Genomic DNA, 12,654 nt, shown 5'->3' with positions numbered 1-12,654 from the left:
GATGGAAGGCGCGAGGCTCGGCGACCGCGCGCGCTCGCGCGGGGTTCGTCTCGAGATTTACAGCGAAATCGACTCGACCAATGACGAAGCCAAGCGTCGGGCCGAGTCGGGCGACGCCGGTCCCTTGTGGATCGTCGCCGCGCGCCAGACCAAGGGCCGCGGCCGGCTCGGGCGAAATTGGAGCTCGATCGAGGGAAATCTCCATGCGAGCCTGCTCGTCTCGGGCTTCGGCCCGGCGGCGCTCGCGCCGCAGCTCGGCTTCGCGGCGGGTCTCGCGACGATCGCGGCCTTGATCGAGGCGACCGGAGCCGTCGATCGGCTCGCGCTCAAATGGCCGAATGACGTGCTGCTGGACGGAGAGAAGCTGGCGGGCATTCTTCTCGAGGGCGTTCAGCCAGCAGGGCCGGGCGCTGCCTTCGGCTGCGTAATCGGCATAGGGGTCAATTGCGTCGCCGCGCCATCCGATCTGCCCTATCCGGCCAGCGATTTGTCGCGATTGGGCGGTCCTTCGGCCGGCGCGCTGTTTGCTTTGCTCTCCGACAAAATGGAGGAGACGCTGGCCCTCTGGTCGCGCGGCTCCGGCTTTGCGGCGCTTCGCGAGCGCTGGCTCGGCCATGCGGCGGGATTGGGCGGGGAGATCGAGGCGCGTCTTCCGCGCGAGACGGTCTCGGGCCTTTTCGAGACCATAGACGCCGACGGGCGCCTGATTATTTCCACCCGCAGCGGCCGTCGCGCCATAGAAGCGGGAGACATCTTCTTGCCGGCCCTCGCGGCGGCCCGGCCCGAGCCGGAGCGTGGCCGATGAACGAGGAAGTGAGCGAATTCGTCTTTGCGCCTTTGGGCGGTCTCGGCGAGATCGGCATGAACGCCGCTCTCTACGGCTTCGGCCCGCCCAAGACGCGCAAATGGCTGATGGTCGATTGCGGCCTCGCCTTTCCCGGGCCGGAACTGCCGGGCGTCGATCTCTTGATGCCGGACGTCACTTTCGTGGAAAAGATCCGCCGCGATCTGGTCGGGCTGGTGATCACCCACGCCCATGAGGACCACATCGGGGCGCTCTCCTTCCTCTGGCCCAAGCTCGGCTGCACGGTCTATGCTACTCGTTTCGCCGCGAGCCTTTTGGAGGCGCGGCGTCTGCAGGAGGCGGGCTCGCCCAATATAGAGGTCGTCACTGTGGCGACGGGCCAGCGCCTCGACATTGGTCCTTTCGATGTCGAATTCGTCGCCGTGGCGCATTCCATTCCGGAAGCCAATGCGCTGGCGATCCGCACGCCGGTCGGGCTCGCCATTCACACCGGCGACTGGAAGATCGACCCGGAGCCGGGCGTCGGCCACCGCATCGACGCGGTGCGATTCCGGGCGCTCGGCGATGAAGGCGTCGACGCGCTCATCTGCGATTCGACCAATATTCTGCGCGAGGGCGACAGCTTCTCCGAGAGCGATGTGGCGCAGACGCTGCGCAAGCTCATCGGCGACGCCAAGGAGCGCGTGCTGGTGACGACCTTCGCCTCCAATGTCGCGCGCATCCGCGCCGTGGCGGAGGCGGCGCAGGCGGCCGGGCGCAGCGTCGTCGTCGCCGGCCGCGCCATGGAGCGCGTCATCCAAGTCTCGCGCGAATGCGGCTTTCTCGACGGCCTGCCGCCGTTTCTCTCGCTCGACATGTTCACGGCCCTGCCGCGCGACAAGATCGTGGTGCTGGCGACGGGCAGTCAGGGCGAGCCGCGTGCGGCTATGGCGCGCGTCGCCGAGAAGGAGCATCCGGTCATCAAGCTCGTCTCCGGCGATACGGTCATTTTCTCCTCGCGCGCCATTCCGGGCAACACGCGCGAGGTGCATCGCGTCGTCAACAAGCTCTGCGATCAGGGCGTAGAGGTCATCACCGATCACGACCATCTCGTCCATTGCTCCGGCCATCCGCGCCGCGGCGAGGTCGCGCAGCTCTATGATTGGGTGCGGCCGCGCATATCGGTGCCGGCGCATGGCGAGGGGCATCATCTCTCCGTCCATGCGGCTTTCGCCAAGGCGCGCGGGGTGGAGCGCACCATCGGCGCCCGCAATGGCGACATTGTGCGGCTGTTTCCGGGGGAGCCCGGCGTGGTCGGCAAGGCGCCGACCGGGCGCCTGCTCAAGGACGGCGACGTGCTCGTCTCGGAGGATGACGGCGCCGTGCGCGAGCGCGCGCGTCTGAGCTTCTCCGGCGTGGTGTCGCTGGCGCTCGCCATCGACAAGCGCGGCGATCTCGTCGGCGATCCCGACGTTCTTATCTCCGGCCTGCCGAAGAAGGGGCGCGACGGCGCGGACATGGGGGAGGTGGTGGACGACGCCATCTTCCGCACCTTCGATAATCTGCCGCGGCAGAAGCGGCGGGATTTCGACGCCGCCGCGACGGCGGTGGAGCGCGCCGTGCGAGCCAGCGTCAATGCGGTGTGGGGCAAGAAACCGCAAGTGCATGTATTGATCATCGAGGCGTGATGACGCATTTAAGTCTCTGGAGAAATTTCAGGGAAACGCCATGATCGGACGCTTGAATCATGTGGCCATCGCCGTCTCGGACCTCGCGGCGGCGACGGCGACATATAAAAATACGCTCGGCGCAAAGGTCTCCGAGCCGGAGTCTCTTCCCGAGCACGGCGTCACGGTCGTCTTCGTCGAGCTGCCCAACACCAAGATCGAGCTGCTGCAGCCGCTCGGCGAAGCCTCGCCGATCGCCGGCTTCGTCTCCAAAAATCCGGCCGGCGGCATTCATCATCTCTGCTATGAGGTGGATGATATTCTGACGGCGCGCGACCAGCTGAAAGCCTCCGGCGCGCGCGTGCTGGGCGATGGCGAGCCGAAGATCGGCGCGCATGGCAAGCCGGTGCTCTTCCTGCATCCGAAAGACTTCAACGGGGCCTTGGTCGAGCTCGAGCAGGCCTGAGCTCGAGTAGCCGGAGCAGGGCCGAGGGCGCAAGGCCGAGGAGCGCGGATTTTGCCATTCACGACGCCGCTCGCGATCGCCATCTATCTCACCATCTGGTGGATCGTGCTGTTTGCGATTCTGCCTTTCGGCGTCCGTTCCTCGGAGGAGGAGGGCGATACGCCGTCAGGAAGCGACCCCGGCGCGCCGGTGGCGCCGAAGCTCTGGATGAAGGCAGTGGCGACGACGATCGTCTCTACGGTCTTGTTCGTGCTTTTCGTGCTTTATGTGAAATGGATGGGATGATGCGGCGATCGCCTCCGCGGGAACGATCCGGTCAAGTCGGGGTTGACCGGTCGGTCGCCAGCGGTTAGGGGTCGCTCGCCGGAGTTCTGATGAGTCTCGCGCGGCGAGGCGCGGAAATTGGGCGTGGTTCGAGCGAGCGCGTAGCTCAGTCGGTAGAGCATCTGACTTTTAATCAGAGGGTCATGGGTTCGAGTCCCATCGCGCTCACCACACTATCAACGACTTAGAGATATGCCCCGCTCTGGGGCGAGAGGTCCGAGGCAAGAGCCCTCGCCCAATGGCGGCCTCGTCGCTGGAAAAAGCGCTTTTGATCCATAGCCGGCGCCCAGCGGGCCGCTTCCAATGAGGTTGGCCCGGCGAGATTGCGCGCCGTGGCGGGAGGTGCTAGAACAAAAAAAGAACAACGCGCGAATTGTGGACAAGGCGGCGGAACGCCTTCGCAGCCGTGCGTTTCGGACTAAGGTGCCGCGAGCATCATCCAGGCGGAGAAGGGTCATGGCGGGCAGCGTCAACAAGGTCATATTGGTCGGCAATCTCGGCCGCGATCCCGAGGCGCGGACCTTTCCGTCCGGCGACCGCGTCGTCTCCTTTTCGCTCGCGACGACCGAGTCGTGGCGCGACAAGAACACGGGCGAGCGCAAGGACCGCACCGAATGGCACAATGTCCAGATTTTCAACGAGCCGCTGGGGAAGATCGCCGAGCAATATTGCCGCAAGGGCGCGAAAATCTATCTCGAGGGTCAGCTCCAGACCCGCGAATACACGGATAAGGACGGCAATCAGCGGCGAGTGACCGAGGTCGTCGTTCCGCGCTTCCGCGGCGAGCTGACGCTACTCGACAGCAAGGGCGGCGGCCGCGGCGAGGGCGATTATGAAGGCGGCGGCTCCTATCAGTCGAGCGGCGGCGGCGGCTCCAGCTTCGGCCGCTCCTCGCCGATGGAGCGCCCGCCCGCCGAGCGCTCTCCGGCGCCGGCTGGCGGCGGACGTTTGTCGGAGCAGCTCGACGACGATATTCCGTTCTGAGTCCGGAGGGAGATCGCGAGCCCTCGATGAAGGGCGGAGTCTGGTCCCTCTCCCGCGAAGCAGGGGAGTGTGCGCTCGAAATCTCTATGAGCTCCGCGAGCGCAGCCCATTCGTCCGGAACTCCCGCGACTGCGGCCGCGCGCCGGTCCCCCTGCGGCGGCCTTCGCCGGCCTTGCCGGTTCCAACCGGTTGCCAGCCCGGCACGAGATGATGCTTGCCGGGGCCGATGAGATCGGCGCGGCCCATCGCTTTCAGCGCCTCGCGCAGCACCGGCCAATTCTCGGGATCATGATAGCGCAGAAAGGCCTTGTGCAGGCGGCGCTGGCGCAGGCCCTTCACGGCGTCGACCTTTTCCGACGCGCCGCGCCGCACCGGCTTCAGCGGATTGAAGCCCGAATGATACATGGCCGTCGAAAGCGCCATGGGCGAGGGCAGATAGGTCTGCACCTGATCGGCGCGATAATTGTTCTTTTTCAGCCACAGCGCCAGATTCATCATGTCTTCGTCGCTCGTGCCCGGATGCGCGGCGATGAAATAGGGAATGAGAAAATATTGCTTCTTGGCCGCCTGCGCCGCCGCGTCGAACAGACGCTTGAAGCGATCGTAGGAGCCTATGCCGGGCTTCATCATCTTTGAGAGCGGGCCGCTCTCCGTATGTTCGGGCGCGATTTTGAGATAGCCGCCGACATGATGCTCGACCAGTTCGCGCACATAGGCCGGGCTCTTCACCGCGAGATCATAGCGCACGCCCGAGGCCACCATCACTTTCTTGACGCCGGGAATTGCACGCGCCTTGCGATAGAGCTGGATCAGCGCGTCGTGGCTAGTCTCGAGGTTCTTGCAAATATCCGGATAGACGCAGGAGGGACGCCTGCACAGCGCCTCGGTCTCGCGATCCTTGCAGGCGAGGCGATACATATTCGCCGTCGGGCCGCCAATGTCGGAGATGATGCCGGTGAAACCTTCGGTCTTGTCGCGGATCGTCTCGATCTCTTTGAGGATCGAGCCTTCCGAGCGCGATTGGATGATGCGCCCCTCATGCTCGGTGATGGAGCAGAAGGAGCAGCCGCCGAAACAGCCGCGCATGATCGTCACCGAATGACGGATCATCTCCCATGCAGGGATAGGCTGCGTGTAGGAAGGGTGCGGCGCGCGCGCAAAGGGCAGATCATAGACGCCGTCCATCTCGGCCATGGTCAGCGGAATCGGTGGCGCGGTGAGCCAAATATCGCGCGTTCCATGACGCTGCGTCAGTGGCCGCGCATTGCCCGGATTGCTCTCCCTATGCAGCACGCGCGAGGCGCGGGCGTAGGATTCGGGGTCATTGGCGACCTGGTCGAAGGCGGGCAGGCGAATGACGACATTTTCGCTCTGCGCGTCTTTGCGCATGCGGCCTTCGTCGGGCTCGTCAATGTCCTCGGCCGAGGCCTCGAGCCAGCCCTCGGGCGTGGCGTCGCGCGTGAAGGCGACGCCGCGGATATCGGAGAAATCCTGCGTCATGCCACGTTTGGCGATGCGATGCGCGACCTCGACCAGCGCGCGCTCGGCATTGCCATAGAGCAGCAGATCGGCCTTGGCGTCGAAGAGGATGGAGCGGCGGACCTTGTCCGACCAATAGTCGTAATGGGCGATGCGCCGCAGCGAGGCTTCTATGCCGCCGAGCAGGATCGGCGCCTCGGGAAAAGCCTCGCGGCAGCGCTGGGCGTAGACGATGACGGAACGGTCCGGCCTTTTGCCGCCTTCGCCGCCGGGCGTGTAGGAATCATTGTGCCGCAGCCGCCGGTCGGAGGTGTAGCGGTTCACCATCGAATCCATATTGCCGCTGGTGACGCCGAAGAAGAGATTGGGCTTGCCGAGCGCGCGAAAGGCGGAAGCGTCGCGCCAATCCGGCTGCGCGATGATGCCGACGCGAAAGCCTTGCGCCTCGAGCAGGCGGCCGATGATGGCCATGCCGAAGCTCGGATGGTCGATATAGGCGTCGCCCGTGACGAGGACGATGTCGCACCTGTCCCAGCCGAGCGTCTCCATTTCGGCGCGCGACATGGGCAGAAAAGGCGCGACGCCGAAGCGATGCGCCCAATGTTTGCGATAGGAGAACAGCGGCTTGGCCGCGCCTCGATTTTCGGCGGCTTTCGTCATGGCCGCACGAATATCATGGAAGGCGGGCCGGATGCGAGGAGCCTGACATCCCGGCCCTCGCTACACGATCTTCGCGAATGCCGCCGCGCCGGCCTTGCCCGGCGCCTCGCGCTCGGCCTGCGGCGCGCGCAGCGCGTCGGCGAGGGCGCCTTGGGGGTCGGCGGCGCCTTCGAAGATCGCCTCGACGCATTTGACGCAGAGCGTCACCTTGGCGTCGGTCAGGCGGTAGAAGACCTGCTTGGCGGCGCGGCGGGTCTCCACCAGCTCGGCGCGGCGAAGCTCGGCGAGCTGCTGGCTCAAGGCCGGCTGCTGAATCGCCGTCGCGGCCTCGATCTCGCCGACCGTGTGCTCGCCGGCGAGGAGATAGGACAGGATCATCAGCCGCTGCGGCTGCGCGAAAATCTTCAGCCTTTCGGCGGCCTCATTGGCGCGCTCGCGCGATTCGTAGAGTGCGGTCATTTGCCTGAATCTTTGCAAGTCCGATAGAACCAGCGGTCGGTCGCGCCCGGCGCGAGCGCGTCCTGCACGGCGCTAGTGGGCGGCAGCAGGAGGTCGTCGCCGGGCGTCCAGCCCTCCGGCGTCATCACCTCGCCGGAGGCGGCCTTTTTCAGCGCCGTGACGAGGCGCAGCATCTCCTCCACCGAACGCCCGACCGTCAGCGGATACCAAGTGAGCGCCCGCACGATTCCCTCCGGGTCGATGTAATAGGTCGCGCGCATCGCCGAGGAATCTCGTGCGGTCTCGTCCAACATTCCATAGGCGCGACCAATGGTCATGGTCGGATCCTCGACGATGGGGAAGGGGACGGTGACGCCGAAAAGGTCGCGAATCGCCCGCACCCAGGCGAGATGCGAATAGAGGCTGTCGACCGAGAGGCCCAGCAGCGCGCAGCCCACTTCCTCGAATCGCGGCGCGGCGCGCGCCAGCGCCACGAATTCGCTGGTGCAGACCGGCGTGAAATCCGCCGGATGCGAAAAGAAGATCAGCCAGCGGCCGCGGAACTGATCGAGACGAATGTCGCCGCCGGTGGAGCGCGCCTGAAAAACCGGCGCGAGATCGCCGACGCGCAGCGCGCGCACGGCCGTCGTAGGAGCCGAAGTCGGTTCTTTTTCCATGGCTTTCAAATGCCCCCATTCCTCGCTTGACACAAGCGGGCTATATGATTACATAAATCATGTAACCATGAAATTAAAGGGGAGGTTGCCATGACGGATGCAGCGCTCGAGCGGGCCCGGGACCAAATCCTCGCCGCCGCGAAACGGCCGTCGGTCCAGGTCGAGACCTTCTTCGACGAGCCGACTTTCACGGCGTCTCACGTCGTCTACGATCCCGCGACCCGCCATGCGGCGATCGTCGACAGCGTGCTGAATTTCGATGCGGCGTCGGGCCGCACCTCGACCAAAGGCGCGGACGAGATCATCGCTTACGTGAAGTGTGAAAGTCTCACGATCGACTGGCTGCTCGAAACCCACGCCCATGCCGATCACCTTTCGGCGGCGCCCTATCTTCAGACCAAGCTCGGCGGCAAGCTGGCCATCGGCCGCGAGATCACCACGGTTCAAAACGTCTTCGGCAAGGTCTTCAACTTCGGGACCGAATTCGCCCGCGACGGCTCGCAGTTCGATCATTTGTTCGACGATGGCGAGACTTTCGCGATCGGCGAGATTCCGGCGATCACGCTGCATGTGCCCGGCCATACGCCCGCCGATGTCGCCTATGTGATCGGCGACGCGGCCTTCGTGGGCGATACGCTGTTCATGCCCGACTATGGCACGGCGCGCGCCGACTTCCCCGGCGGCGACGCCCGCGCGCTCTATCGCTCAATCCGCCGGCTGATGGCGCTGCCGGACGAGACGCGGCTGTTCCTCTGCCACGACTACAAAGCGCCGAACCGCGATGCCTACGCCTGGGAGACGACCGTCGGCGCCGAGCGCAAGGGTAATGTGCATGTGCATGACGGAGTCGGCGAGGACGCGTTCGTCGAGATGCGCACGCATCGCGACGCGACCTTGGACCTGCCGCATCTGATCCTGCCCTCCGTGCAGGTGAATGTGCGCGGCGGTCGCCTGCCGCCGCCGGAGGACAATGGCGCGCGCTATCTGAAGCTTCCCTTGGACGTGTTCTGATGACGCTTTTCTCCTCGATGACGCAGGGTCTCGCCGGCGGGCTGATGATCGGCGCGAGCGCGTCGATCATGCTGCTCGCCGCCGGGCGCATCGCCGGCGTCAGTGGGCTTTTCGCCCGCACGCTGGGCCTCACCAAGGCCTGTGGGCCGGATGGTCTGGCGGCGGGCTTCGTGCTCGGCCTGCCGCTCGGCGCGGGGGCGCTCGTTCTTCTCGCGGGGCCGATCGAGATGCGCTTTCCGCCGCTGGCGATGTTGCTGATCGGCGGGCTGCTCGTCGGCTATGGGGCGCGGCTCGGCTCCGGCTGCACCAGCGGCCATGGCGTCTGCGGCCTGTCGCGCCTCTCCAAACGCTCGCTCGTCGCGACGGGAGTGTTCATGAGCGTCGCGGCGGCGACGGTGGCGGCGATGAATGCGGCGGGGCTCGCATGGTGAAAAGCTCCACTGTCCTCGGCGTGTTCAGCGGCGTGATTTTCGGCCTCGGCCTCGCCGTCTCCGGCATGGCGAATCCGGCGCGCGTGCGCGGCTTTCTCGATGTCTTCGGCGCCTTCGATCCGACGCTCGCCTTCGTGATGATCGGCGCGCTCGTGCCAATGGCCATCGCCTGGCGCGTCATGCGCCGGCTGGAGCGCCCGCTCGCCGCCGAGAGCTTCGATCTGCCGCCGACCTCGCCGATCGACGTGCGCCTCGTTTCGGGCGCGGCGATCTTCGGTCTCGGATGGGGCGTCGCCGGACTTTGCCCCGGGCCGGCGCTCGCCGATCTCGCCCTCGCGCCGCTCGAGGCCGCGCCCTTCGTCGCGGCTATGGCGCTCGGAATGGTTCTGCAGCGCGTCACCGCGCAGAAAATGTGAAAGCCCGAGCACTCGAACGAAAGGCGCGAGTCATGACCGGGAATGTCGGAACAATAGACCGTATTTTCCGTCTCGCCATCGTCGCCGCCATTGCATTGGCCTATTGGCTCGGCGCGCTCTCCGGCGGCCTCGCCATCGCGCTCGGCGTCGTCGCGATCATCGCCTTTGCGACCAGCCTCGTCTGCTTCTGCCCCGCCTATCGTCTCTTCGGAATCTCGACCTGCAAGCGCGTCTGAACCGACGCGCTTGCAGGTCGCAGCTTCTCCCCGACACACTCCTAAAAAAGCGAATAAAAAAGAGGAACGCACCGTCATGAGCTTCACGAAACTGTCGTCCGCTTTCTCCGTTTCGCCGCAGATCTCCGAAGCCGATGTCGAGCGCGCCGCGCGCGACGGGTTTCGTCTCGTCGTCGATTGTCGTCCCGACGATGAGGAGCTGGGCCAGCCCAATTTCCGCGACGTCGCCGAATGGGCGGCAAAGCATGGTCTTTCGGCGAAGCACGTTCCGGTCACGCCTTCGAGCATAGACGACGGCGCGGTCGCCGATTTCGCCGGCGCGCTCGCGACTGCGGGCGGTCCCACGCTGGGCTATTGCAAGAGCGGCAGGCGCGCGAGCGCATTATGGGCGCTGTCTCAGGCCATGCCGCTCGGCGCCGAAGCTGTTCTCGCCGCGGCGAAAGAGGCCGGCGTCGATCTCGAGCCGTGGAAGGCGCGCATTATCGCGCGTGGCGGCGCGCCGGCCGGCGATCGTGGTCCTGGCTCCTATGATGTGGTGATCGTCGGCGGCGGCAGCGGCGGCGTCGCGGCGGCGGCGAGCCTTTTGAAGCGTCGGCCCTCGCTCTCCATCGCCATCGTCGAGCCGGCCGAGTTCCACTATTATCAGCCCGGCTTCACCCTCGTCGGCGCCGGCGTGTTCGAGCCGGAAGTGACGAAGCGTCCGATGGCCTCGGTCATCCCGGACAAGGCCGTCTGGATCAGGAAAGCGGTCGCCGAATTCGCGCCCGATTCCGATGAGGTCGTTCTCGACGACGGCTCGCGCCTGCGCTACCGCGCGCTCATCGCCTCGCCCGGCATAAAGCTCGATTGGGAGGCTATTCCCGGCCTCGTCGAAACGCTCGGCAAGAATGGCGTCACTTCCAATTATCGCGCCGATCTCGCGCCCTACACGCATTACCTCGCGCAGACTCTGCGCGGCGGACGCGCGCTGTTCACGCAGCCGCCGATTCCGATCAAATGCGCGGGCGCGCCGCAAAAGGCCATGTATCTCTCCTGCGACGCCTGGCGGCGCGCCGGCGCGCTCTCCGACATAGAGGTCGAGTTCCACAATGCCGGCGCCGTGCTGTTCGGCGTGCCGGCCTATGTGCCGGCGCTGATGGAATATGTGAAGCGCTACGGCATCGATCTGCGCCTCGAATCCAAGCTCGTCGCCGTCGACGGCCCCGCCAAGATCGCGACATTCGAGGAGAAGGACGCCAATGGCGCGATCATTCGCGTCGAGCGCGAATTCGCCATGATGCACGCCGTGCCGCCGCAGCGTGCGCCTGATTTCGTCGCCAAAAGTCCGCTGGCCGCAGAGAGCGGCTTCATCGCCGTCGATCCAGAGTCGCTGCGTCATACGCGCTTTGGAAACGTCTTCGCGCTCGGCGACGCCATAGCGACGACCAACGCCAAGACGGCGGCCGCCGCGCGCAAGCAGGCGCCGGTCGTCGCCATCAATGTGCTCTCGGTTCTCGACGGCAAGGCGCCGCATGTCGGCTATGACGGCTATGGCTCCTGCCCGCTCACCGTGGAGCGCGGCAAGATCGTGCTCGCCGAGTTCGGCTATGGCGGCAAGCTGCTGCCGAGTTTCCCAAAATGGCTCATCGACGGCACGCGTCCGTCGCGCGCGGCGTGGTTCCTGAAGGAGCGGCTGCTGCCGCCGATCTATTGGCGCGCGATGCTCAAGGGCCAGGAATGGCTCTGCGCGCCGCATATGATCGAAAAGGGCGAGCAGCCTGCAGAATGACGAGGCCGATGTGCAGCTAGAGCTCATTCAATATGTGATCAGCGCCGGCTGCGGCGCCGCCATCGGCTTCACGCTCGGCCTCATCGGCGGCGGCGGCTCGGTGCTCGCCGTGCCGCTGCTGGTCTATGTCGTCGGCGTGAAGGATCCGCATGTGGCGATCGGCACCAGCGCATTCGCCGTCGCCGTCAATGCGGCCTTCAGCCTGTGGAACCATGCGCGCTCCGGCTCGGTGAAATGGCGCTGCGGCGGCATATACGCTGCGGCCGGAATGTTAGGAGCCGTCGTCGGCTCGACGATCGGCAAGAGCTTCGACGGACAGCGTCTCTTGTTTCTCTTCGCGCTGGCGATGATCATGACCGGCGTGATGATGCTGCGCGGCCGCGGCGCCGCGGGCGACGCCGCTGTCGAATGCACAGTGGAGCGCGCGCCGCGCGTCGCCTCCTTCGGCTTGGTCACGGGATTGTTCTCGGGCTTTTTCGGCATAGGCGGCGGCGTTCTCGTCGTGCCCGGCCTCGTCGGCTCGACGGGAATGCCGATGATCAACGCCGTCGGCACGTCGCTCGTCGCCGTCACCGTCTTCGGCCTGACGACGGCGGCGACTTACGCGGTTTCCGGCCTCATCGACTGGCTGCTCGCGATCGTCATCATCGCCAGCGGCGCGATGGGAACGTTGATGGGCGCGGCTATGGCGCGGCGCCTCTCGAAGGAGACGGGGCAGCTCACCGTCGCCTTCTCGATCGTCGTCTTCGCCGTCGCAGCCTACACGCTGTTCAACTCGCATCTCATCGCGCGATGAGGCGCAAGAAGACGATTTCGGCCGCGCCTCTCACGTCGCCGACTCGTCGTCCATCACAGGCCTTCTCTGGAAGGCGCGATCGCAGCGCGGCCTTCGCCGGGCGGTCGCGCATGCTCGGCGCAGAGCCCCCTCAGCCCATTCCTGCCGTCTTCAAAATCGTGCGCGCATCGACGAGGGCGGCTTCGACGCCTTCGTTTTTGTCGAGCGCCTCGACCAGCTGCTTGAGACAATCGATCGCCGTGGGTTCGAAGAGACGCTTCGTCGAGAGAGTGTGCTCCCGCGATTCTTCGACAGCGCGAAGGATCGCGCGAACGTGCCGCAGCTTGTCCGCGAGCGGCTCGCCGAGTGACGACTTTTGCGCTTGCTCGCCGGAAAGGGGAGGGTGCTGACGCCGGCGCGCGCGCGTCGAATCTCGCCCGAAATTGATCGAGGGCTCGTTTTTTTTGGTCATCGTCGATGTCATCTGTATCGTTTTGGCGCGGTCGAGAGCTCCACAACGCGAGACTCTCAATGCATT

General features: G+C 65.6%; 15 protein-coding genes and 1 tRNA gene. 12 read left to right on the top strand and 4 right to left on the bottom strand.

The features are described 5' to 3' along the window. Position 1: 1 nt before the first annotated feature. The 6 genes from KP010_RS05715 to ssb all read left to right on the top strand — a co-directional run bounded on the left by KP010_RS05715 (position 2) and on the right by ssb (position 4,225). A complete protein-coding gene (locus KP010_RS05715) occupies positions 2–805 on the top strand; it encodes a biotin--[acetyl-CoA-carboxylase] ligase (RefSeq protein WP_142863925.1) in 804 nt (267 codons plus the stop codon). Continuing rightward, a complete protein-coding gene (locus tag KP010_RS05710; protein WP_142863926.1) occupies positions 802–2,472 on the top strand; it encodes a ribonuclease J in 1,671 nt (556 codons plus the stop codon). The genes KP010_RS05715 and KP010_RS05710 overlap by 4 nt, the downstream gene beginning before the upstream one ends. Positions 2,473–2,512: 40 nt before the next feature. Then, positions 2,513–2,917 (top strand): methylmalonyl-CoA epimerase, encoded by a 405-nt coding sequence (gene mce, locus KP010_RS05705; RefSeq protein WP_142863927.1) that lies wholly within the window; start codon positions 2,513–2,515, stop codon positions 2,915–2,917. 51 nt (positions 2,918–2,968) lie between these two features. Beyond that, positions 2,969–3,202, top strand: a complete 234-nt coding sequence (locus KP010_RS05700) for a DUF1467 family protein (protein WP_142863928.1) — start codon at positions 2,969–2,971, stop codon at positions 3,200–3,202. A gap of 134 nt (positions 3,203–3,336) precedes the next feature. Continuing rightward, positions 3,337–3,412: transfer RNA gene (locus KP010_RS05695), tRNA-Lys, on the top strand. A 285-nt stretch (positions 3,413–3,697) separates the two neighbouring features. Beyond that, positions 3,698–4,225, top strand: a complete 528-nt coding sequence (ssb, locus tag KP010_RS05690; RefSeq protein ID WP_142863929.1) for a single-stranded DNA-binding protein — start codon at positions 3,698–3,700, stop codon at positions 4,223–4,225. Positions 4,226–4,309: 84 nt separating this feature from the next. Here the strand turns inward: ssb and KP010_RS05685 are convergent, their stop codons facing one another. From KP010_RS05685 to KP010_RS05675, 3 genes are read right to left on the bottom strand one after another with little or no spacing between them, the layout of a single operon-like run. Next, positions 4,310–6,364: a YgiQ family radical SAM protein gene (locus tag KP010_RS05685; protein ID WP_142863930.1), complete on the bottom strand. Its 2,055-nt coding sequence runs from the start codon at positions 6,362–6,364 to the stop codon at positions 4,310–4,312. Positions 6,365–6,424: 60 nt separating this feature from the next. Further along, entirely contained in the window at positions 6,425–6,823 is a 399-nt protein-coding gene (locus KP010_RS05680) for a metalloregulator ArsR/SmtB family transcription factor (RefSeq protein WP_142863931.1), read from the bottom strand. Continuing rightward, on the bottom strand, positions 6,820–7,479 hold the full coding sequence (locus tag KP010_RS05675; RefSeq protein ID WP_142863932.1) for a peroxiredoxin: 660 nt from the start codon (positions 7,477–7,479) through the stop codon (positions 6,820–6,822). Before KP010_RS05675 ends, KP010_RS05680 begins: the two co-directional genes overlap by 4 nt. A gap of 90 nt (positions 7,480–7,569) precedes the next feature. Here KP010_RS05675 and KP010_RS05670 point away from each other — a divergent pair, with 90 nt between their 5' ends. From KP010_RS05670 to KP010_RS05645, 6 genes are all read left to right on the top strand, one after another. Then, the gene (locus KP010_RS05670) at positions 7,570–8,490 is read left to right on the top strand and encodes an MBL fold metallo-hydrolase (protein WP_216280520.1); all 921 of its coding nucleotides are present in this window, start codon (positions 7,570–7,572) and stop codon (positions 8,488–8,490) included. After that, positions 8,490–8,921, top strand: coding sequence for a YeeE/YedE family protein (locus tag KP010_RS05665; protein WP_142863934.1), 432 nt, complete (start codon positions 8,490–8,492; stop codon positions 8,919–8,921). Before KP010_RS05670 ends, KP010_RS05665 begins: the two co-directional genes overlap by 1 nt. Further along, positions 8,915–9,337 (top strand): DUF6691 family protein, encoded by a 423-nt coding sequence (locus KP010_RS05660; RefSeq protein ID WP_142863935.1) that lies wholly within the window; start codon positions 8,915–8,917, stop codon positions 9,335–9,337. The genes KP010_RS05665 and KP010_RS05660 overlap by 7 nt, the downstream gene beginning before the upstream one ends. A gap of 32 nt (positions 9,338–9,369) precedes the next feature. Continuing rightward, entirely contained in the window at positions 9,370–9,573 is a 204-nt protein-coding gene (locus KP010_RS05655) for a DUF2892 domain-containing protein (RefSeq protein WP_216280519.1), read from the top strand. 76 nt (positions 9,574–9,649) lie between these two features. Next, a complete protein-coding gene (locus KP010_RS05650; protein ID WP_142863937.1) occupies positions 9,650–11,341 on the top strand; it encodes a bifunctional protein tyrosine phosphatase family protein/NAD(P)/FAD-dependent oxidoreductase in 1,692 nt (563 codons plus the stop codon). A 10-nt stretch (positions 11,342–11,351) separates the two neighbouring features. Then, on the top strand, positions 11,352–12,137 hold the full coding sequence (locus tag KP010_RS05645; RefSeq protein WP_142863938.1) for a sulfite exporter TauE/SafE family protein: 786 nt from the start codon (positions 11,352–11,354) through the stop codon (positions 12,135–12,137). Positions 12,138–12,267: 130 nt separating this feature from the next. Here the strand turns inward: KP010_RS05645 and KP010_RS05640 are convergent, their stop codons facing one another. Further along, on the bottom strand, positions 12,268–12,588 hold the full coding sequence (locus KP010_RS05640; protein ID WP_142863939.1) for a hypothetical protein: 321 nt from the start codon (positions 12,586–12,588) through the stop codon (positions 12,268–12,270). Positions 12,589–12,654 lie beyond the last annotated feature (66 nt).

It is taken from the genome of Methylosinus sp. KRF6, from assembly GCF_018887255.1.
Taxonomy (GTDB): Bacteria; Pseudomonadota; Alphaproteobacteria; order Rhizobiales; family Beijerinckiaceae; genus Methylosinus; species Methylosinus sporium.
This window is presented reverse-complemented; position numbering and strand designations above follow the sequence as displayed.

Coding starts and splice junctions, on each gene's coding strand:
- KP010_RS05715 (WP_142863925.1), top strand. CDS start 2: ATGGAAGGCGCGAGGCTCGGCGACCGCGCGCGCTCGCGCGGGGTTCGT.
- KP010_RS05710 (WP_142863926.1), top strand. CDS start 802: ATGAACGAGGAAGTGAGCGAATTCGTCTTTGCGCCTTTGGGCGGTCTC.
- mce (WP_142863927.1), top strand. CDS start 2,513: ATGATCGGACGCTTGAATCATGTGGCCATCGCCGTCTCGGACCTCGCG.
- ssb (WP_142863929.1), top strand. CDS start 3,698: ATGGCGGGCAGCGTCAACAAGGTCATATTGGTCGGCAATCTCGGCCGC.
- KP010_RS05685 (WP_142863930.1), bottom strand. CDS start 6,364: ATGACGAAAGCCGCCGAAAATCGAGGCGCGGCCAAGCCGCTGTTCTCC.
- KP010_RS05680 (WP_142863931.1), bottom strand. CDS start 6,823: ATGACCGCACTCTACGAATCGCGCGAGCGCGCCAATGAGGCCGCCGAA.
- KP010_RS05675 (WP_142863932.1), bottom strand. CDS start 7,479: ATGGAAAAAGAACCGACTTCGGCTCCTACGACGGCCGTGCGCGCGCTG.
- KP010_RS05670 (WP_216280520.1), top strand. CDS start 7,570: ATGACGGATGCAGCGCTCGAGCGGGCCCGGGACCAAATCCTCGCCGCC.
- KP010_RS05665 (WP_142863934.1), top strand. CDS start 8,490: ATGACGCTTTTCTCCTCGATGACGCAGGGTCTCGCCGGCGGGCTGATG.
- KP010_RS05660 (WP_142863935.1), top strand. CDS start 8,915: ATGGTGAAAAGCTCCACTGTCCTCGGCGTGTTCAGCGGCGTGATTTTC.
- KP010_RS05655 (WP_216280519.1), top strand. CDS start 9,370: ATGACCGGGAATGTCGGAACAATAGACCGTATTTTCCGTCTCGCCATC.
- KP010_RS05650 (WP_142863937.1), top strand. CDS start 9,650: ATGAGCTTCACGAAACTGTCGTCCGCTTTCTCCGTTTCGCCGCAGATC.
- KP010_RS05640 (WP_142863939.1), bottom strand. CDS start 12,588: ATGACCAAAAAAAACGAGCCCTCGATCAATTTCGGGCGAGATTCGACG.